The following is a 21911-nucleotide window of genomic DNA, read 5'->3' as shown; positions in this document are numbered from 1 at the left end:
GTTAATTGCAACTTTATATTAACAGATGTTTAGGCTGGATTGATTGGGTTTTCAGGCAGGCAGTTATTATCAGGTAAGGAGTTCATCACGCGAAAATCTTTTAAATTAATATTGAGTGGCAGGTCTGTTTGTAACTGTGCGAGCTTATAGCTGAGTCTTGCCATCTCCTTACCTTCGGCAAGTTTTTTGGCTTGTTTAGCACCTAAGTTAGATAGCGATGAAAACAAGGTTGGTAAGCTTCTAAAGGTTTTCAATAATTCGGCGGCTGATTTAGGGCCTATGCCTGCAATTCCGGGAATTTTATTACCGCTATCGCCCGCTAATGCCATCAAGTCGAGAAATTGACTGCGTTCGACACCGAGTTTTTGTTCCAATGCAGCGATATCTAAGTACTGCTGATTAAAGTGATCCCACTGGCTGATTTGGCGATGATTGAGCTGACTAAAACCTTTGTCGGTGGACACAATTATGGCTTCACCCTGCGCTTTGGCGGTTTTTATCGCTAGAGTGGCAATCACATCATCGGCTTCAGCCGCCGCATAAATAGAGCCAATGTTCATCATGGTTAAGTGATCTTGCAGCGCAGCAAGGCCTTTTGCCAGCGGCTCCGGCATAGGTTTACGGCCTTTCTTGTAATCGGGGTAAAGCTGTTTACGCCATGAGACTTCATCCCCATCCCACACGATAGCTACATGGGTTGGGCGATGCACACGCAGCAGTTTAGTGCACGCTAAACTGACGCGCTCTGTGAGGCTTTGCATATCGGATTCATCGGGGATCGCCGCATAGATGCGGCGAACCAAGTTGAGACCATCGATGATTAAAAACTTGTTCATGGGGTGTTGTTGCTTCGCTCTCTATTTCACTATTTGATAGCAAGGAATATAGGCGCTTCCTGGAAGCTTCATTCTTTGTTGTTGTACAAATGCACTTAAGAGTTTATCCATCATATCCATGAGCTTGGGATCGCCTTTTAATTGGAAGGGGCCATCACGCTCTATGTGCTTGATTGTTTCCGACTTGACGTTACCCGCCACTATACCTGAAAACGCTTTACGCAGGTTGGCGGCTAATTCGGCTTTGTTGGTTTGGAAGTGTAGATCTAAGTTTGCCATCACTTCGTGGCTTGGGATAAAAGGTAACTGAAACTCAGACTCAATCTTCAGTGCCCACTGATATTGGTAAGCATCACCTGTTGAGCGGCGATAGGCTTTTACTTGCTCCATTCCTTGCTTCATGATGCGTGCCACTTCAGTGGGATTATCTATGATAATTTGGTACTTTTTCTGAGCTTCGGGTCCTAAGGTTGAGGCAATAAACTCATCAATCTTAATGAAGTAATCTGCGCTCTCCGTTGGGCCTGTGAGTATCAGCGGGAAAGGCGTTTGTTGGTTTTCTTCGTTAAGTAAAATACCCAATATATAGAGCAATTCTTCAGCCGTGCCAGCACCGCCAGGGAAGATAATAATGCCGTGGCCTAAGCGCACGAAAGCTTCGAGGCGCTTTTCAATATCGGGTAAAATCACCAGTTCATTGACTATTTGATTCGGTGGCTCGGCGGCAATAATACTTGGTTCAGTTAAACCAATATATCGTGCATTTTTAATCCGTTGCTTGGCATGGCCTATCGCCGCACCTTTCATCGGACCTTCCATCGCACCAGGACCACAGCCTGTACAAATATCTAATTCCCTCAGGCCAAGTTGATAACCTACCTCACGTGTGTACTGGTATTCGATGGCATTAATACTGTGTCCGCCCCAACAGACGACCACATTAGGGTCTTTCATCGGTGCTATCGCCCGCGCATTACGCAGAATATCAAACACTACATTGGTGATATGGTGGGCATTGGTCAGATTAATGTGTTTTAGTGAGTCATATCTATCACTGATATAAAGGATATCGCGTAAGACTGAGAACAGATGCTCTTGAATTCCCGTGATAATTTGACCATCGACAAAGGCTTGTTCGGGGGGATTGATCAGTTCTAATTTTACACCACGCTCCCGTTGTAGAACGTTGATGTCGAAATCATGGTATTGCTCGAATAGGGCTTTAGAGTTGTCGGTTTTTAAACCCGCGGCAAGCACTGCTAAGGAGCAGTTGCGGTACAGTTGGTATAGGGCACTTTTGGCACTATTTTTGAGTCGATCAACTTCAAGTTGCGAAAGCTGATCCATGCTGCCTTTTGGGCTGACTTTTACTATCATTTACCACTCCTTCGTCATGACAGGAGTGATTAGAGGAGGCGTATAGTGGGGCTTAATTATACGTCAATCACAACCCTGTCTCTGCTTTCGTGTTTCGCTTTGTAGAGTGCTGCATCGGCGCGTTCAAAGGTCTCATGTATGAGTTCACTTCCCATAACTTGCGCAGCCCCTATAGATACTGTAACTGTAATTCTCTGATTTTTAAATTTAAATGGAATATTTTTTACTTTCTCGCGCACTCTGTTTAAAAGTTGAGCGATATCAGCAGGGGCCACATCAGGTAATAGCAGTACAAATTCTTCACCGCCATAGCGGGCTACAAATTCTGTATCTCGCAGGGAGTTTTTCAATGCCATTGCTATAACTTGCAAGGTTTTATCACCTGTGCTGTGGCCAAAACTGTCATTGATGGTTTTGAAGTGATCGATATCGGCAACGGCAACCCACAACGGGGACTTATGTCGTTGATAGTTACGGTATTCTAGCTCCATGCGCTCTTCTAATGCAGCACGGTTAGGCAATTGAGTTAAGCTGTCGAGTAAGTTGAGTTTTTGTTGTTCAAACAAACGCTCTTTGTAGGTGTTAGCCTCACTACTTAACTCATTAAGCTCTTTACGCATTGTCTCCATCGACTTGCGCAGCAGAGCTTGCTCTCTTTGCTCTAGGGCTTCTTTACGGGCTAATGCCGAGCGGATAGAGTTAAGTTGCTCTGTTAGTTGAGCTTTAAGGTCAACGACGTCTTCCACATCGATAATGATTTCACCGGCGTTATCGACGCGGGTGTTAATCTCACGATTCAGCTGGGTTTTTAATTGGAAGCTACGTTGATTGTGATTGTAAGACTCGCTCACCACCTCACGTACCGCGGCTAAGGCATCATTGAGCGCAAACAAAAACTCTTGGGATGCCGATTTCTCGCGGGCGATGTTATCAAGCAATAACGCTAAAATGGTTTGGTAGGCTTCGAGCAAGCTATCAACTTCAATCTCAGAAGAGAGTACTTCTTTGATCACTAATACTTGGTCACGTTGATCTTTACGAAACTCGATTTCTGAAATCATCTGCGCCAGCTCATGGGCTAGCTGCCTGTGCTTTGGTAAGACATCAAGTTTTTCAGATTCGCTAAATTGTAGCTGTAATATGGTTTCGTAGAAGCCAATGATTTGCTTAACTTTGGGTATATATTCCCATACAGTATGAAAAGGTTTAGCCAGATCTTGCTTGAAGTAATTGACTTCTTTTTTGAGCTTTTCAGGTGCAGAGTTAACACGTTGGATCTGACGGATCACCTGTGACAAACCAGTACGACTCTCTTCGAGTTGTACCATCACATGGTGATATTGGCCTTTTAGCAGGCGCTCGACATCAACTAATTCTGGCAATGCCTCATCGACTCGCTCAAACGTATTTAAGTTATGGCGAAGTTTGGCGAGTTTATTATCCAGCTCAAGATTTTGCCCTTTACAGGCGAGGCTTAAGTGACCAATAAATTGGAGTAATGTCTGTAACTTTGCATTTCTATCTTCATTAACTTCATCAAGGGCAAGTTTGGCCGAATGGAGTTTCTGTTGCAGCAAGGCAAGTTGTGAAACTGTAGCGCTTGAATCCTTCATCCTGAGTATTGTCCTAACTCTGCAAGGCTAAAAAACATGACAATCCTATGTCCAGATTAGCTGTTAACTCATATGATACTAATGTTATAACACTGGGCGTAGAGTGCAAATGCGATTTACCTGTGACTCTGTGATTAATTACCGATATTGATCAAATATTTTCCAGTAATTGCCTATCTTGGTTATTTTCCCAGCAAGGCCAGCGAACATCCTCTTTATTGCCGTTGGTCTCTAATCTGATTAATCCACGCTCAATGCCTTTTTCAAGGTGTAAAAATAACGGATTTGCAAATAAGCTCAAAGGAACAAAGTCGAGGGCTCTGAGAGCGACATAATAGTCGTTATTGCCACCTAAACTACGGGCACAGGCAAGCGCCATCTGCACTGTTTCAAATTTTAATTTCGCGGCCATTTTAATTTCTGATTTCGCTAAAAGTGGCAAATGCGCAAAGCCAAGACGGAAATGATGTGTGATTTGCTGTTCATCGAGCTTCAGGCGTACTTGGCTGAGTATTTGTGTCGGCTCAATAGGTTGCGTGAACCGAACCGCAAATACCCCTTGGCGTACCACATAAACAGATGCTGCGAGTGCATCCGTTAGATGATTGGCAATTTGCGCTGTTACTGCATCACTAAAATATTGGCCGTAGTCCAGATCCGCCGTAAGTTGGGTGGGGAAGGCGATAATCGCGAGTGCCGTTGTGGATTCCTGACTTTGATTATGGCTTAAGTGCGCTAATAATGCGGCATACCCTAAATTGTGAGTGAAGGGCTCCTGTAGCGTTAATTGAGTTAATGCCGCGTTTTTAGCCGTTATTTTGCGGCGATTTTGTAGCATGAAAATAATCACTAGCAGCAAGAGTCCGGCAATAAGGCTGCAAATGAGCAGTAGCGTGTGAGTGTTGTTGCTTTCTTTCACTGTCTCAACGAGTTTTCCCTGTAGCATGTTGAGCTCAAGTTTAAGCTGTTGCTCTGCAAGGGCAGAGGCCGACACTGGGGAGTCTTTATCTGTCTCCGCAGGCTTTTTACTTAGCTCAATGATACGGGCTTGGGCATCGATGGTTTTTGATAATTCACCTAATTTTTGCGCCGCCGAGGCGATAAGGGTGAGTGCGGATTTTTGTTCATCGACCAGTTTTAAATCGACCGCGAGTGCTAATGCGATATCGGCATGGGCCATCATCAGCGGCCAATCTTGGTTGGTTTGGGCGATTTCACCAATTAAGAGTTCGTTATAAACTTGATAGTGATGGCTTTGTTTTTCTTTGAATATTTGATTGGCCATCAGTAAATATTTTAGGGCGTTAACATTGTCTTTAATATTTGAGTAGGCTTGTCCTAAATTATGAAAATTAAGGCCCTGTGCGATGTAGTTACCGCGTTTTGCATCTAATTGCTGGGCATTTAGGTAGTAATCAATCGCTTTATGCCAATCCCCTTGTTCGCCATAGACCATAGCGATCACTGTCATACAACTTGAAAGATAAGTGTCATTGCCCATTTTTTTAAAGCCAGCCGCGGCTTCATGAGCGTTTTTAAGCGCTTCATCCCACTGTTTTAAATCACGGTATACCTTTGAAAGTTGCAATTGCAGATTGGTTTTCATTGAAGGGTAATTAGAACGATTGGAGATCCGAATCGCTTCACTATAATGCTGTAATGATTTTGTAAGCTGCTGATTAAAGTTGTAATAAAAGCCAAGCCTCGCTTCAGCCGCCGCGATTAAGTAGTCGTTTCTGAGTTTATAGGCAATGTCGCGGTATGTGTGGAAGTGCATCAGTGCTGGCACTTCTTGGCGGATCAATAAATGTAAGCCACCTAGATGTTCATGAATATTGTGTTTAAGAATTAATGCTTCGATGTCATAGCTGTCGTTGATGCGGGTGAGCGCTTCATTATAAAGACCAATCGCTTCTTGATATTTCTGTTCAGTACGGCCAAGGTAACGGCCATTTAACATGGCGATCATGGCAAGTTCATAGGGCGATTGCGCCGCAGTCGATAGGAGTTCAATCAAGCTTTTTGCGTTTTGAAAATCGACCTTGGTTTTAACGTTTGGCTCCATATTGAGGCGGGCCAGTAAATACAAAATCTGTTCAAATTCGAGTGGATTGTAGCCTTGCTCTTGGGCTGCGCGCTCAAATTGGTCACGGTTTTGAAATGCGAGGGGAAAGGAAATCGTTTTGTTGAGTGCATCATACATTTGCTGCGGTGATTCTCTTAACTCAACCTCATCCGCTTCGAGATCTCGGCTTTGGACTGTAAAAGGCAGTGACAGCAACAGAGTAAATAAAATAACCGTGAGTTTTTGCATTTGAACTGTGATTCCTCATTCCTTTAGTCAAGGAACTTATTTTGTTAGCTTTTGTTAGCGCCTAATGAGGATGCTACATCGACTTGTTATACTTGGAAAAATCATAAGAAGCATAATAACAGAAGGAAGCAAGAGTGAAACCCAACAGACTATCAATCTTGATATTGAGCGCATTATTTTCGGGTCAAGTATTGGCCGATGTGAAATACCAAATCGACCTTATTAAACCCGAACACCATATTGCCCAAGTGAGTGTCACTTTTCCTGAAGTGAAGACGAACGATTTTACGGTGAATCTCCCTGTGTGGCGGACGGGCAAATATCAAGTATTGCCTTTGGCCGATGGTGTGCGCTTATTTAGTGCTAAAGATAGTCAAGGTCATGAACTGCGATGGAAGCGCACCGCGAGCGGTGAATGGCAAGTGGCGCTCACGCAGCCAACCCGTGTTACCGTCAGTTATCAATTGTACGCTAATGAATTAGGCCAAAGGGTGCGCCATATTGACGCGAGCCATGCCTATTTGGATGCTAGCGGTGTGTTCATGTACAGTCCGCAATTTCGCTCTGAACCAATATCCGTAGAATTAAAAGTGCCTAAAAATTGGCAAAGTTACTCTGGGATGTCATCGGGTAAGGCCGCTCATTCCTTTATTGCCCCTAATTATGATGTGTTGATCGACTCCCCGATTGAAACTGGTGTGAGTACCCATAAACAATTTAGTGCTAATGGTAAAAACTATGAATTGGTGTTTTGGGGGGAAGGTAACTATGACACGGATAAAATAGTAAAAGATCTTAAAGCCTTAAGCGGTCAAGCCAAGGTGATTTGGGATGATTATCCTTTTGAACGTTACGTGTATATGGTGCATGCAACGAGTGGTGCCAGTGGCGCGACAGAACATTTAAATTCTACTGTTATTCAGCTGCCGCGCTTTAGTTTCCGTGAACGCAAGGACTACCTGCGCTTTATTAGCACGGCATCCCATGAGTTTATCCATACCTGGAACGTGAAGGCTTATCGCCCCGAGGGATTAGTTCCCTACGATTATCAACATGAAAACATGACGGAATTACTGTGGATGGCTGAAGGTTCTACCAGTTATTTTCAAGATCAGTTGCTGCTGCGGGCAGGAGTGATAACAGTTAAAGAGTTCCTCGAAGATTTAGCCAAGCGCGTCGAGAAAAACCAACTCAATCCGGGTCGTGAAACTCAATCTGTGGCAGAGGCGAGTGCAGGGGAGTGGAGCAGCATCGGTGGCGATTATGCTATTAACCACAGTGTAAATATTTACTCAGAGGGCTACTTAACCTCTTTAGCCTTAGATTTTTCATTGCTGCAAGACTCCGAGCTTAAGTATTCATATCGCGATGTGCACCGTCGTTTATATCAAGATCATCGCGTACCAAAAGGCTATGGTGTTAGTGATGTTCAGTACATTCTTAAAGACTTATCTGGCAAAGATTATGCGTCTTGGTGGCAAGCCAATGTGAATAGTCCCATGAGTTTAGATTTCCCAGAATTATTATCACAGGCAGGGTTAAATCTGTCCTATGGTAAAGATTCAAAAGCTGAGGCATTTGCGGGAATGACCTTGAGCAGTACCCATGGCTCTTTAGTGTTAGACCAAGTGTTGCGTAATGGTCCTGCTTGGCAAGCGGGCATAGTTGCGGGGGATGAAGTATTAGCGATTAATGGTCTCAAGGTGACTGCTGCGGGTTTCTATAAGCGCATCAAAGACTTTAAGGTTGGCGATAGTGTAGAGGTGATATTATTTAGCAACGATAAAATCAAGCAAGTACAGCTCATCCTTGGCGAGCAGCAAAGCGGTAAGCTAGTGCTCAAGGGGGATGCAAAAGCGACTAAACAGCAAAAAGCTTTCTTCAAGACTTGGTTAGGCATTGATTGGCCGTTTGACAATAAAGGCGAGTTAGCGATTAAAGCTTAATGTGGTTAGGACTTCATATTTAGCATCTAAATGCCTTTGTCTTAAAGCCACCTAAAGTAAAATCGTCACAAAAAAGGCGCAACCATTATTTTGATGTGGCGCCTTTTCTTATCTTGTACGGCTCAGTCTAACAAGCGAATTGCAGATCTCGTCTGCTTAACGATTTCTGCTTAAACTTGTGCGTCTTCGAGTCCACCAAGGGCGGCCACGAGTGCATGCATTAAGGCGACTAACTCGCTGCCCATTAGGGCAAAGTCTGCATCTAAACGGGCCATAGGATCGTCAGTGCCGACTTCATCGTTCCCTGCTCTAAATTCTTCAGAGAATTTAAGGCGCTTCACGCTAGCATCTGATTGCAATAATAGTGCAATCGATTGGCCGAAATGCAGCGCTAACTTGTGTACTTGCTTACCTGTAGCTAAGTGAGCTAACACTTCGTCTTCTTTCAAATTCTGCTGCTTAAAGCGCACAATTCCGCCTTCATCAGCTTCAGATTTTAGCTCGGCTTCGTCTTGCATTTCAAAGGGTAATGGTGCGCTGCCAAGTTTTAACCATTCAGTTAAATTGGATTCGACTGGCGCTTTAAAGCTCAGTGGGATCACAGGTAAACTGCCGAGAGCTTTACGTAATAACGCTAATAATTCTTCGGCCTTAGTGGCACTTGAACTATCAACGAGGATCATTTCTAGCTCAGGCAAAATCAAGGCGTGGGTTTGGCTTCGGCGCGAGAAAGCACGTGGCAGTAGGCTAGTGATGATTTCATCTTTTAGCGCATCTTTTTCTTTTTTCGCCAGTTTACGATTTTCTTCATCTTCAATGAGAGCCACTTTTTCTTCTAAGGCTTCTTTGATGACTTGGCCTGGCAGAATTTTCTCTTCTTTAGTCACGCAGATCAGATGACGATTGTCAGCGCTATGGACCAAAGAACTGCCTTTTTTGCCTAACGCATTTGAGAAACCAAATTTACTGACATCTTGGCTTGAGCAGGGGGAGAAAGTGAAATCGGCCAACGCAGTTTCTAGCGCTTCGGTTTCGACGGCAAAAGGTTTATTGAAACGATAAAGAGTAAGATTTTTAAACCACATAAGAGGCGCCCATTGAGAATTAAAGTGGCAGTTTACGGCATAGTTTGGACGGGGTAAACCTGTGTTCAATAGCTGATTTTTAACTGAGGGTCAGAATTCATTAAACTGTAACATAATAATTAGCTTAGCTGCAGCCAGCATTTTTACTGGGTTTTATGCCTGGCTTCGCGTCAGCTTTTTTGCACGCCAACGTTAATGGTCACAATTGAAATAAAATTGAAACACATTCATTGCAAACTTTCGGTCGTTCCAAACCAATAACCAAGACGAACATAACGTCGAAAGGATTAAATGATGAACGTTTTTTGTAAAACTCTACTTGCTTCTGCGCTAGCTTCTGCAACTCTGGCTTCAGCTAATGCCGCTGAGCCACTGACTGTTTATGGTAAGTTGAATGTCACTGCTCAATCAAATGATGAGAAAGGTGATGCTACAACAACTATTCAAAGTAATGCTTCTCGTTTTGGTGTGAAGGGTGATTTTGCGCTGTCTAGCTCGCTGGAAGCTTTCTACACAGTGGAATATCAAGTTGATACAGGTGCAGCATCAAGCGATAACTTTACTGCACGTAACCAATTTGTTGGTTTGAAAGGTGCATTTGGTTCGTTCTCTGTAGGTCGTAATGATACCTTGTTGAAAATTTCTCAAGGTGATGTTGATCAGTTTAACGACCTTTCAGGTGACTTAGGTAAGCTGTTCAAGGGTGAAGTTCGCGCTGCTCAAACGGCGACTTACCTTACGCCTTCCTTTGGTGATTTTGTATTTGGTGTTACCTATGTTGCCGAAGGAAATGATGTAAAAGGTCAATTTGCTCAAGATGGTTTTAGCTTAGCGGCCATGTATGGTGATGCGAAACTGAAGAAAACACCCGTTTATGCATCTCTTGCTTATGACTCAGATGTGTCTGGATATGAGATTGTTCGTGCCAGCTTACAAGCTAAGTTAGCCGGTATTAAACTGGGTGGTATGTACCAGCAACAAGAGCAAACCTATAAATTTGATTCTGCAACGTCGATGCCAGTTGAAGTCACTGCAGAAAGTGCTAACGGCTATCTATTAAGCGCTGCCTATGATATCGATGCTGTTACTTTAAAAGCTCAGTTCCAAGATATGGAAGAACTTGGTGATTCATGGTCGGTAGGTGCAGACTACAGTTTAGGTAAGCCAACTAAACTATTCGCTTTCTACACGAACCGCTCGTTAGAAGCGTCTACAGATGATGACAAATACATTGGTGTTGGCTTAGAACACAAATTCTAAATCTAGCATTAAAACTCAATTAAGGAGGCATATAGCCTCCTTTTTTATTGCTATAAACAAACAGTTATATAAACTTATTATGACAAATATTACTACTATATAGCTCAAGCGGCGTGCTTATTCATAAATCTGTAATAAAAATGACTAATAATAGCCGTGTTGACATTCACTGACAGAAAATCACTTATGACTGCAAGGATATTGATAGTAGAAGACGAGTTGGCCATCCGCGAGATGCTGACTTTTGTAATGGAACAGCATGGGTTTACAACCTCTGCGGCGGAAGATTTTGATTCGGCCATTGCGCTGCTAAAGGAGCCTTACCCCGATCTGATTTTATTGGATTGGATGTTTCCTGGCGGAAGTGGTATTCAATTGGCGAAACGCTTAAAGCAAGATGAGTTTACGCGCCAAATTCCGATCATTATGTTAACCGCCCGCGGTGAAGAGGAAGATAAAGTCAAAGGCCTCGAAGTTGGCGCCGATGATTACATCACTAAACCTTTTTCCCCTAAAGAGCTGGTCGCACGTATTAAAGCCGTATTGCGTCGCAGTGCACCGACTCGTTTAGAAGAAACCATTGATGTACAGGGCTTAATGCTCGATCCTGTGAGTCACAGGGTGAGTGTGGGTGAAACTGTATTAGATATGGGCCCAACCGAATTTCGTTTATTACACTTTTTCATGACCCATCCTGAGCGTGTTTACAGCCGTGAACAGCTGCTCGATAATGTGTGGGGCACCAATGTGTATGTTGAAGACAGAACCGTTGACGTGCATATCAGACGCCTTCGTAAAGCCGTTGAAGAGTCTGGTCATGATCGCTTGATCCAAACGGTTCGTGGCGCTGGTTATCGTTTCTCTACACGCATTTAGTGCTGAATAACTGTTAGGCACAAGTTAGCTTTTACGCTATCTTGTGCTCCTCTTATTTAGCCTGATGTTTGGGTTTATTTATGTCTGACTCTTATTCAGGGTATCGGTTGTTTACGCGCTTAGGTTTATATCTACTGCTTTGCGCGCTAATAGGTTTATTGGTAGGGAAACTTCTCTGGATACTCTTTATCGGCACGCTAGGGTTAGTTTGCTGGCATTACCGACAATTATCACGGCTTAACTTTTGGTTATGGCGGGATAGGAAACTCACGCCGCCGCAGGGCAGTGGGAGCTGGGAAGGTGTATTTAACGGTATTTATCGCCTTCAAGGGAAGAATCGTCGACGTGTCGGTCAACTGGCCGCACTGCTGGCACGATTTCGTCAAGGTGCAGAGGCGTTACCCGATGCCGCTGTCGTGCTTGATTCAGAACATAATATTTTATGGTGCAACAAGTTAGCGCAACTCATTCTCGGTTTTGTGTGGCCACAGGATAATGGTCAACGAATCGATAATTTAATCCGTCATCCTGATTTTTCTGCTTACATTAAATCCGCACAATACAAAGAGCCGCTGGAGTTACCTTCGCCGGTATCGGATAGGCGTTTGCTTGAAATCCGTATCATGGCTTACGGTGACAGGCAGCTACTGTTAATTGCGCGGGATATCACTCGTATACGTCAGCTTGAGGGAATGCGTAAAGAGTTTGTCGCCAATGTGTCGCATGAATTAAAAACGCCACTCACTGTGCTACAGGGTTACCTCGAAATGATGCAAAGCATGGCTGAGCCTGATTCGATGAACGTCAAGCCGTTAGCATTGATGCAGCAGCAGACACGACGAATGCAATCTATGGTCGAACAGCTATTGATGTTATCGCGAATTGAAGATGCGGCGGATATTAACCTCGAAAACACTGTGAATATGACGCAGTTGATGGAGGTGCTCAAGGAGGAAGCTAAGGCGCTGGCACAAGATAAGTATGAATTGAGTTTCTATTGTGAGCCTGGACTTGATTCTCACGGCAATGAATTGCAGCTGAGAAGTGCCTGTTCTAACTTGATTTCTAATGCGATTCGTTACACAGAACCTGGCGGGAAAATTACAGTGCAGTGGTGCAGTGTGGCTACGGGTGCCATCTTTAGCGTAACGGATACGGGTGAAGGTATTGCGGCTCAGCATATTGGTCGATTAACGGAACGCTTTTATCGGGTAGACAGTGCGCGCTCAAGGCAAACTGGTGGTAGTGGTTTAGGTTTAGCGATAGTAAAACATGCGCTTAACCACCATCACAGTAAGCTTAAAATCAGCAGTGAAGTCGGTAAAGGCAGTACTTTTAGCTTTATTATCCCTTTGCATCTTATCGAACGTAAGAAATAGTATGTGTGAGTGAAATATTTACAATAAATAATAAAAACAGGCCATTAGGGCCTGTTTTTATTTCTAGGTTTATTGAGTCTTTATTATACCAATAGTATTAAATATCTGTTCATTCAGCGGGGATTCAACACGCTTTAGACAAGGCGAAGGCTTGAAGGCATAGTGGTGCTCTGTCGAAAGCCTTTAACGCAGTATAAAGCGCGTTGCCATGTAGTGAACATCAGCCGCCCTTCGGGAGCCACACAGACACCCCACTCCGGTGTTGCATGAATGACTATTTCTGCGTCAATGCGCCTTGGATTGAAATGCCTGTGAGGCTCTGAACTGATTAGATATTTAATGTGATTGGTATTAATGACAGAAAAAAGCGATAAATAGTGCATTGTCATTTAAGTGTCATATCACGGACATAGAATTGTCATTGTAGCGATTGATACTGGCTGCGTCTGAAGAAACTTAAGTTACAAATTAGTTAGCTTACTACTGGAGCACATAATGAAACTGAAAAAGCTTGTCGGCGCGATTACTCTAACAGCCGCTGGTGTATTCTCTGCCACTGCGATGGCATCGATTGATCCATCTTTGCCTACTTATGAAAAAGCGAGCGGTGTATCTGGCAATTTATCATCTGTAGGGTCAGATACTTTAGCCAACATGATGACACTTTGGGCTGAAGAATTTAAACATATGTACCCTAACGTCAACATTCAGATCCAAGCGGCGGGTTCTTCTACTGCGCCACCAGCGTTGACTGAAGGCACTTCACAGTTCGGTCCTATGAGCCGTAAGATGAAACCTAATGAAGTTGAAGCGTTCGAAAAGCATTTTGGTTATAAACCAACTGCGATTCGTGTAGCTATCGATGCTTTAGCCGTATTCGTACACAAAGATAACCCAATCAAAGGCTTAAACGTTGAGCAAGTTGATGGTATTTTTTCTTCTACTCACAAATGCGGTAGCAGTGACATCCAACGTTGGGGCGATTTAGGCTTAGACGGTAACTGGTCTGCCAAAGACGTTCAACTTTACGGTCGCAACTCAGTATCGGGCACTTACGGTTACTTTAAAGAGCACGCGCTTTGTAAAGGTGACTTTAAAGCTAACGTAAACGAGCAACCTGGTTCAGCTTCTGTTGTGCAATCTGTTTCTCAATCTCTGAATGCGATTGGCTACTCAGGTATCGGTTACAAAACTGCAGGTGTTAAAGCTGTTGCCATCGCTAAGAAAGGCAATGAGTTTATCGAAGCTACAGCTGAAAACGCGGCTAATGGTACTTACCCATTATCACGTTACTTATACGTTTACGTGAACAAGCAACCAAACAAAGACTTAGCACCAATGGAAAAAGAATTCCTGCGTTATGTGTTGTCTAAGCAAGGTCAGCAAGTGGTAGAGAAAGATGGCTATGTGCCAGTGCCTAATAGCGTAGTTGCTAAAGATTTAGAGCAAGTAGGTATTCGCTTGTAAGTCAAACGGCTTGTTAATCAAGGACCTCCTAGGAGGTCCTTTTTGTTTTTGTGGTTTTAAATGTGTGATGATGTCGGATTTAGACCAAATTAAAGACATAAAAAAAGCAACCTAAGTAGGTTGCTGTAAATTCCAATTCGGAATCTTGGGACGGTCGCGCTAGAAACCATCTAAAGGAGAATGATGATGAACGAAGAAACTCATTACAAAGATTCGGTTCATAATATCTGACTTAGCATCATCAAATTAGTTCAGGGAAAGTGCGAAATATTTTAAATAATTTTGCATTTTGTTTTTATAAAAAGAGGCTGACTCGATTTTTGCCAAGTTTGCACGTCTCAATTTTAGCTGCTTCTACTGTGACTACCGATAAATCCAGCAAGCTAGAGATAGCTTATTGCAAACTCGGTACCTACACCCAAAGATGAACTGTTACAAAAAACTTGTTCCTAAGGAGCTCTAGAGCTCAGTTACGATTTGCCTCTGAGTAAATTTGCAGTCGATAATACCTCCCAATGATTAGTGATAAGTTATCAAGCCCGTCACCACAGCAAGGTAACTCATAACTCACTATTTAGAACATACCGCTCAAAACTTGAATATCGAGGCGACAGTGTTGCAACCAACTAAGAGTACATTAGCTGATGTAGCCCCTTGGGATTTAACCCGAGATTACCATTCTTTTGCGAATACCGAACAAGTGCAAGTGACCCATGTCTCTTTGGATGTCATGGTGGATTTTGACGCGCAGCGTCTTTTCGCTAAAGCGACGCTGTCCTTGGATTTTCTTGAGTGTGATGTAACAGAGCTTTGGCTTGATAGTCGAGATCTAACCATACTCGCTGTGACTTGTTTTAATGCTACAGAGGGGGTGAATGCATTAACAGAAATGGATGAAGAACCGCTCGACTTTGTGCTTAATGAAGCTGACCCCATACTCGGACAAAAATTGTGTATCACTTTACCTGCATTTCTTTGCAAGCAGGTTTATATTCACTATCAAACCTCGCCGTCCGCCCAAGGATTACAGTGGCTAGCGCCAGAGCAAACCGCGGGTAAACAGTTACCTTACCTCTTTAGTCAATCGCAACCGATCAATGCCCGCAGTTGGATCCCATTACAAGATACGCCTAAGGCGCGGATCACTTTTGATGCTAAGGTGCAAGTGCCCAAAGGCATGCGCGCCGTGATGAGCGCGATGAATCATCCCGATACGCCACTTAATGGTGTGTTTCACTTTGAGATGGAACAGCCTATTCCGACCCATTTAATGGCGTTGGCTGTGGGTGATATTGCCTTTCAAGCGATAGGTCCAAGATGCGGCGTGTATACCGAGCCGAGCATGTTGTTGGCCGCCGCAAAAGAGTTTGAAGATACTGAACACATGCTCGACGTTGCCGAGTCATTGTTAGGTCCTTACGTATGGGGCCGCTATGACATGATTATCTTGCCGCCGAGTTTTCCATTCGGTGGAATGGAAAATCCGCGTTTAGCCTTTTTAACGCCCACACTCATTGCTGGTGATAAAAGCTTAGTGTCAACCGTTGCCCATGAGTTAGCGCATTCTTGGACGGGCAATTTGGTCAGTAATGCGACTTGGCGTGATCTCTGGTTAAACGAAGGTTTCACGACCTATTTTACTAACCGTATTGTCGAGGCAGTCTACGGCAAAGAACAGGCAGAATTAGAATGGGTAATAGAGTTTGGTCGCTTAAAAGAAGAAATAGCGTCTTTGCCTAAGGGTAAGCAAACTTTACCCGCTAATGTGCAGCAGGACGATCCTAATCTTGCCTTTAATCGTTTTACTTATGATAAGGCTTCGATGTTTGTCCATGATTTAGAGCGCAGGCTAGGGCGAGTAGAGTTTGATAAATTTTTACTCACTTATGTGAATCATTTTGCGTTTAAAGCCATTACCACCGAAGTGTTTGTCGAGTACGCAAAACAAACTTTACTGCAATTACACGCAGATAAAATCACTGAAGCTGAACTATTAACGTGGATTTATGGTGAAGGCTTACCTGAGGGCTATTGCGGACCAACATCCATGAGTTTAGATACAGTTGATGATGCGCTGGCGTGTTTTCTACAGGGAACGGCAGCGGGCCGATTAAGTGTTAAAGATTGGCGAGTGCACCATTGGCAATATTTTCTGACCCAATTACCTGAAGTCGTTAGTCAAGTTCAATTGATGGATCTGGATGAAACCTTCCAATTAACCCAATCGACTAATGCAGAAATTGCCTGTGATTGGTTTCGAGTCGCTATTCGTAATCATTATGATCCTGTGTTGCCGGCATTAAGTGCCTATTTAGTGCGTATTGGACGCGGTAAATTTGTGCGGCCACTCTATGCTGAGTTACAAATTGCGGGATATCACTCTGAATTAAAAGACATCTATACAAAGGCGCGTGCAGGCTATCATCCTTCGATTCAAGTTCAATTGGACAAATCACTCAGCTTATAGAAATTTAGGTAAAAAAATGGCAACCTATTGGTTGCCACAAAGAAATCAGTGCGGGATACAAATAGAATTCAATGCGCTAGCGTGTTTTCTATTGTGTCCCAAAAGGGAGATGATGATGAACGACCAACCAATTCGACTCTATGCGATAAAACAGAAACTGTGTCATTTGAGTGCATGAAACTGCGACTTCACATATTTCATTCTCAAGGTGCATTTAATCTTATCCGTTAATCCTTACCTATACTCAGAGTCGCCATTTTTAATTAAGTTCACTGATATCAGAAAAAAATCCCAAAAGTTTCAAAAATATTTTCTGGGGAATACTGAGTGCTTACACTTAAGTGTTACATTTTTTACATTAAAATCATGGGGATAAAAATTAAATGCGTGCCAGATTTATTAATCTTTGAGCTAGTGTTAGCGCTTGTTGAAATTTGAGCAAAAAAAATGGCAACCTAAGGTTGCCACAAGGAAATCAGTGCGGGATACAAATAGAATTCAGTGCGCTAGCGTGTTTTCTATTGCGTCCCAAAAGGGAGATGATGATGAACGACCAACCAATTCGACTCAATGCGATAAAACAGAAACTGTGTCATTTGAGTGCATGAAACTGCGACTTCACATATTTCATTCTCAAGGTGCATTTAATCTTATCCGTTAATCCTTACCTATACTCAGAGTCGCCATTTTTAATTAAGTTCACCGATATCAGAAAAAAGATAAAAAAAAGTTTTTGAGAGATATTGCGTGCTCATACTTGGTTGTTACATTTGTTTTACATCTAAATTGAAGGGATAAAAAAAGGCAACCTAATGGTTGCCTAATGACCTATTCCTAGGTCAAGGGGACTGCGCTAGAAGCCCCTGGGAGATGATGAACATGAAAAAGACATTCACTGTTCAATACATTTGAGGGGCCTTGTACGGTTAAAGTTCCATAAAAAAATTAAAATAAATCTAAATTTTTATAAACTGCAAGATTTCAAATAGATAGTGATTAAATTATTTTAGCAAAGCAGCAATTTTACTTTCTAATGCTTCGGGTTTTGTCGTTGATGCAAATCTTTCGATTGCTTCGCCTTGGCGATTAACTAAAAATTTAGTGAAATTCCATTTAATACCTTGAGTGCCTAATACGCCGGGAGCGGCTTTCTTAAGGTATTGATAAAGTGGATGGGTATGTTCGCCATTCACTTCTATTTTAGAAAATAGCGGAAACGTCACGCCAAAATTCAATTCACAAAAGGCTTGAATGCCTTGTTCATCGGCTTTTTCTTGGGCGCCAAATTGATTGCAAGGAAAGCCCAAAATCACTAATCCTTTATCTTTGTATTCTTGATATAGCGTTTCTAATCCTTTGTATTGCGGTGTAAATCCACATTCACTGGCGGTGTTGACGATTAAGAGTACTTTGCCCCGATACTGCTCTAAGCTTACCGCGTTGCCTTGAATGTCTGTTGCTGATTGGCTGTATATATTCGTAGTCATGTTCACCTCCGTAGGATCTTAGCCAAACAGCATAAACCTTAAAATAATTTTCAGCAATATAATTGCGCGCAATTTATTTTGTGGGTTTGCTAATTTACTTAATTATCAATATAGTTACAGCAATTTTGTGGCTAAAGAAAAGGGCATCTGTGTGATAGAAAATGACGCAGAATACGAAACAAACATGCAAGCTGATGTGGGGCAAGTAGTTCAACAACTCACTGAAGTTGAAGGCGAAGAACAGGCTGAAGTGTTTAGTGAAATTCTGAATGACTCAGAACCTGGAACCATAGCCTTAGCGCTTGAGTCCTTGCCCTTGGATGAGCGTTATGAGCGTTGGCAGCAAGTTGAATTTGCTGACAGAGTGACTGTGCTGAGCCTAATGCGTGCCGATCCACGTATGGGGATCCTGAAGCGGATGCCTGACAATGAAGTGGATCTGTTATTTGCGCAATTAAGCCCTGAAGATTTAATTGAGTGGAGTGATTATCTTCCTGAAAGTTTTACCGATCGTGCCTTGGCCCAGATGGGCGAGCGTCAGCGACAACGATTCGAACTCTACGATCAATACTCTGAGAATGAAATCGGCCGCTATACCGAACATCAAATGTTGGTGCTCAGTGATAAGGCGACAGTTGCTCAAGCGCAGCGCTTCTTTCGCCGTATAGAGCTCGATTGTAACGACAATTTGTTTATCGTTGATGATCTGGATAAGTATCAAGGCACAGTGCGTCGTTATGATATTTTTAAACATAATCCCGATGAGTTATTGATTTCACTTTTGTCTGAGGACTGCCGTGCGTTATCCGCTGATACGAGTCTTTTGGAAGCGGCCGAAGCGATAGAGCACAGCCGCGAAATTGAATTGCCTGTGATTGATGAGTCCGGAGAGTTAATCGGCCGCGTGACGCTACGAACCGCAACGGCATTAGTGCGTGAGCATTATGAGGCGCAGTTGATGGCAACAGCGGGTATGGATGAATCCGACGACTTGTTCGCCCCTATTATGAAAGGTGCTCAGCGCCGTGCTGTATGGCTTGGGATCAATTTACTGACGGCTTTCCTTGCCTCAGCGACTATTGGTTTATTTGAAAATGTCCTATCGCAAGTGGTTGCATTAGCTGTGTTGATGCCGATTGTCGCTTCTATGGGCGGTATCGCGGGGAGCCAATCTCTAACGCTAATGATCCGCGGTATGGCCATGGGACAGATTTCGGCGGGTAACTTGTTTTCGCTAATGAAAAACGAACTCGGCATTGGCATAGTTAACGGATTTTTGTGGGCGATAGTGATAGGTTTAGTCTCTGGCTGGTGGTTCGGTGAAGCGACGATAGGTATAGTGATTGGCTGTGCGATATTGATTAATATGGCCGTTGCCGCTATTGCTGGGGTGATAGTGCCTATGGTGTTGCAGAAGTTTAATCAAGACGCGGCGTTATCGGGTTCAGTGATCTTAACGACTGTGACCGATGTGGTGGGTTTCTTTACTTTCTTAGGTATGGCGACGTTGTTATATCTTTAGCGTGGGCTCTTGGGTGAGTTTGGAAGATGAATGCACGGCAATTTGGTGTGCATTCACCGTATGTTGGGAACATTAACGGTTTAATCTGGATATGAATAACATTCAGTTTGTTATAGGTAAAAAGCCGGAAGAATTAGCGCTGGCGGCACAATTAATTGATGGGCGTGATGATAATGCTCATCCGTTGGATCATCAGGTCTTTTTCCATTCCCGTGCGGTGATCTTAGCGAAAACTATCGAGGGTGAGATAGTCGGTTGCGCCGCGATAAAAGCTGGTAAAGGCACTGTCGATAAAGGCACTGTCGGTGAACTGGGTTATCTGGTGGTGTCGCCCCATTATCGGCGTCAAGGCATAGCACAAGGGTTAACTCATAAACGGATTGAGGTGGCAAAGGCCCTAGGAATGTCGATTTTGTATGCGACTATTCGCGCCGAGAACACGTCGAGTCGAGCTAATTTATTGAAGGCAGGTTTTCAGTTTTGGCGTAATTATTTGAGTATCCGTGGCACGGGAAATACTGTGGGTTGGTATTACTTAGCTTTAAGCGTTAATGTCGATGCTGAAGCGATAATGCAGTCTTTAGTTGGCGATCGTACCCCTGTGGTCCAATTGTGTTGTAAGTGAAAAGACTTAGTTCTTAATGTGTTCTCATCTTGTTTTACATTTGTATATTCCTCGCAAGTAATTCCTCTTTATACGCAAATAGGCTGATTTTCTTTATTTATTCGGTATGATCCGCGGCTATTACCCACAGTCATTATTGAGGTGTTTTTTTATGGCTAAGTTCAGAGTAGCAAGTGTCTTATTATTGAGTGCAGCAGCGCTGCAAGTGAATGCGTCAGAATTTAATCTTGGGTTGAACAACGATGTGGTTTCAACTGAGTTAGAACTGCAATTGAACAAAGATACTAACGCAGTTTTGGGTTATATCTATGCGGATGAAGGCGGCCATATCGCTCAAGGTGCAATGCACATGACCCATGATGCGGGTGTGCATCACTTTGAGGTTGGTGCTCAGTTAAGCCAGCTTTGGTCTGACTATTCACCCAATGGCAGTGCCGTTTCTGTTGGTGGTCGTTATGCACTATCAATGGGGCCCAATATTTCACTGCACGCTGCGGCTTACTATGCACCGTCTGTATTGTCATTTGGCAATGTTGATGGTCATTATGAATTGGATTCAAAAGTGCAATACCGTATAACGCCAAACATGGCACTTTATGTTGGTTACCGCAAGATTGCCTTCGAATACGATGATGCCCGCAATTTTACTTTCGAAGATGGTGTGTATATTGGCGGTAAATTCCGTTTCTAAGCACAAGGCATATTGATTTAGCTATATTGCGATCGTGATGTCGAATTAAAGAGCCGGCCGAGGTTAACTTCGCCGGCTTTTCCATTTCGCCTTTAGCTCACTGTAGCTTGGTAATATGGATGAGAAAATGACCAATCCAATACCGATTAAAATCACTAGGCTGAGTTCTTCATCGAGTATCCACCAGCCTAACAAGGCTGCAAAAATCAATCCTGTATATTCTACTGGTGCCATTTGGCTCGCATCGGCACGTCGATAGGCATGGATGATGAGATAGGTCATGGCAATGTAAAATAGTCCCAAAGTCAGCCCCACTTGCGCCACTGGTAAACTAAATTCGGCGCCTTCGTATAAGGTCGCAGGTATCAGAAATATCATCGCAAAGGCATTAGACCAAAAGAGCATGGAAAAAGGATGTTCATGGGTCGAATAGGCCTTTAAAATCAAACTATTCAACGCTGATGTCATGGCACCGAAAAAGGCTAAACCTATGTACAGGTTAAATTCTGTTGGTTGGCTGATAAGCAAAATACCGCTAAAGCCGATAAGACCTGCGACCGTGCGTCGATAACCAATACGTTCATTTAAAAAAATGGCCGATAGCACTAGCAGTAACAAGGGTGAGGTATAAATCACGGCTGTTACTGTTGCGAGCGGAAGATGCAAAATAGCGAGCATAAAAATGGCGTTGCCCAGTCCAATCAATAGCGCGCGGGCGAGATGTACTTTGTAAAAAGGACTCAGTTTAAGATTACCTTGTAAGTGCCACACAAAAGGCAGTACAAGCAGAGTGGCAAATAATTGCCTGTAGAGCACCAGTTGAAAAACAGGCGCATTGGTTTCAAGCAACTTAACCAATAGGTTACCGCTGGCAATCAGTAGTTGTGCGGCTAAAATCATTAATAGAGGCTGCATAGGATCCCAGCAAAAATAAGTCAGTATTAAGGTGTATCTTGAATTTCATGC

At 43.3% G+C, this 21911-nt stretch carries 16 protein-coding genes; 9 read left to right on the top strand and 7 right to left on the bottom strand.

The window, feature by feature from the left end:
• Positions 1–29 precede the first annotated feature (29 nt).
• The 4 genes from xni to CKQ84_RS00840 form a co-directional block, all read right to left on the bottom strand.
• Positions 30–836 (bottom strand): flap endonuclease Xni, encoded by an 807-nt coding sequence (gene xni, locus CKQ84_RS00855; protein ID WP_049821740.1) that lies wholly within the window; start codon positions 834–836, stop codon positions 30–32.
• Positions 837–857: 21 nt separating this feature from the next.
• Positions 858–2213 carry a nucleotide 5'-monophosphate nucleosidase PpnN gene (gene ppnN, locus CKQ84_RS00850; protein ID WP_028760679.1) on the bottom strand — a complete coding sequence of 452 codons (1356 nt, stop codon included), beginning with the start codon at positions 2211–2213 and terminating at the stop codon, positions 858–860.
• A gap of 56 nt (positions 2214–2269) precedes the next feature.
• Positions 2270–3826, bottom strand: a complete 1557-nt coding sequence (locus CKQ84_RS00845) for a GGDEF domain-containing protein (RefSeq protein WP_105249767.1) — start codon at positions 3824–3826, stop codon at positions 2270–2272.
• Positions 3827–3977: 151 nt separating this feature from the next.
• Positions 3978–6140: a lipopolysaccharide assembly protein LapB gene (locus tag CKQ84_RS00840; protein ID WP_105249766.1), complete on the bottom strand. Its 2163-nt coding sequence runs from the start codon at positions 6138–6140 to the stop codon at positions 3978–3980.
• Positions 6141–6274: 134 nt separating this feature from the next.
• Between CKQ84_RS00840 and CKQ84_RS00835 the strand changes: the two genes are divergently transcribed.
• Positions 6275–8086: a M61 family metallopeptidase gene (locus CKQ84_RS00835; RefSeq protein WP_105249765.1), complete on the top strand. Its 1812-nt coding sequence runs from the start codon at positions 6275–6277 to the stop codon at positions 8084–8086.
• 170 nt (positions 8087–8256) lie between these two features.
• Here CKQ84_RS00835 and rdgC read toward each other — a convergent pair whose 3' ends face one another.
• The gene (gene rdgC / locus CKQ84_RS00830) at positions 8257–9171 is read right to left on the bottom strand and encodes a recombination-associated protein RdgC (RefSeq protein ID WP_105249764.1); all 915 of its coding nucleotides are present in this window, start codon (positions 9169–9171) and stop codon (positions 8257–8259) included.
• Between the two features lie 291 nt (positions 9172–9462).
• On the opposite strand from rdgC, the gene CKQ84_RS00825 reads away from it, so the two are divergent.
• From CKQ84_RS00825 to CKQ84_RS00805, 5 genes are all read left to right on the top strand, one after another.
• Positions 9463–10431: a porin gene (locus CKQ84_RS00825; protein ID WP_168823290.1), complete on the top strand. Its 969-nt coding sequence runs from the start codon at positions 9463–9465 to the stop codon at positions 10429–10431.
• A gap of 186 nt (positions 10432–10617) precedes the next feature.
• Positions 10618–11307: a phosphate regulon transcriptional regulator PhoB gene (gene phoB / locus CKQ84_RS00820; RefSeq protein ID WP_006085167.1), complete on the top strand. Its 690-nt coding sequence runs from the start codon at positions 10618–10620 to the stop codon at positions 11305–11307.
• 80 nt (positions 11308–11387) lie between these two features.
• Positions 11388–12686, top strand: coding sequence for a phosphate regulon sensor histidine kinase PhoR (gene phoR, locus CKQ84_RS00815; RefSeq protein WP_105249762.1), 1299 nt, complete (start codon positions 11388–11390; stop codon positions 12684–12686).
• A gap of 495 nt (positions 12687–13181) precedes the next feature.
• A complete protein-coding gene (locus CKQ84_RS00810; protein ID WP_028760675.1) occupies positions 13182–14153 on the top strand; it encodes a PstS family phosphate ABC transporter substrate-binding protein in 972 nt (323 codons plus the stop codon).
• A 613-nt stretch (positions 14154–14766) separates the two neighbouring features.
• Complete coding sequence (locus CKQ84_RS00805) at positions 14767–16620, top strand: M1 family metallopeptidase (RefSeq protein ID WP_105249761.1); 1854 nt, start codon at positions 14767–14769, stop codon at positions 16618–16620.
• Positions 16621–17621: 1001 nt separating this feature from the next.
• Here the strand turns inward: CKQ84_RS00805 and CKQ84_RS00800 are convergent.
• Positions 17622–18107, bottom strand: coding sequence for a glutathione peroxidase (locus CKQ84_RS00800; protein ID WP_028760673.1), 486 nt, complete (start codon positions 18105–18107; stop codon positions 17622–17624).
• Between the two features lie 151 nt (positions 18108–18258).
• Here CKQ84_RS00800 and CKQ84_RS00795 point away from each other — a divergent pair, with 151 nt between their 5' ends.
• From CKQ84_RS00795 to CKQ84_RS00785, 3 genes are all read left to right on the top strand, one after another.
• Positions 18259–19629, top strand: coding sequence for a magnesium transporter (locus tag CKQ84_RS00795; RefSeq protein WP_105249760.1), 1371 nt, complete (start codon positions 18259–18261; stop codon positions 19627–19629).
• 91 nt (positions 19630–19720) lie between these two features.
• Complete coding sequence (locus CKQ84_RS00790) at positions 19721–20254, top strand: GNAT family N-acetyltransferase (RefSeq protein WP_105249759.1); 534 nt, start codon at positions 19721–19723, stop codon at positions 20252–20254.
• Between the two features lie 151 nt (positions 20255–20405).
• Complete coding sequence (locus CKQ84_RS00785) at positions 20406–20945, top strand: YfaZ family outer membrane protein (protein ID WP_028760670.1); 540 nt, start codon at positions 20406–20408, stop codon at positions 20943–20945.
• Positions 20946–21008: 63 nt separating this feature from the next.
• Here the strand turns inward: CKQ84_RS00785 and CKQ84_RS00780 are convergent, their stop codons facing one another.
• The gene (locus CKQ84_RS00780; protein WP_105249758.1) at positions 21009–21860 is read right to left on the bottom strand and encodes a DMT family transporter; all 852 of its coding nucleotides are present in this window, start codon (positions 21858–21860) and stop codon (positions 21009–21011) included.
• Positions 21861–21911 lie beyond the last annotated feature (51 nt).

Origin of the sequence: Shewanella sp. WE21 (genome assembly GCF_002966515.1) — a bacterium.
Lineage (GTDB): Bacteria > Pseudomonadota > Gammaproteobacteria > Enterobacterales > Shewanellaceae > Shewanella > Shewanella oncorhynchi.
Note: the sequence above shows the minus strand (reverse complement) of the source record. Positions and strands in the feature narration are given on the sequence as shown.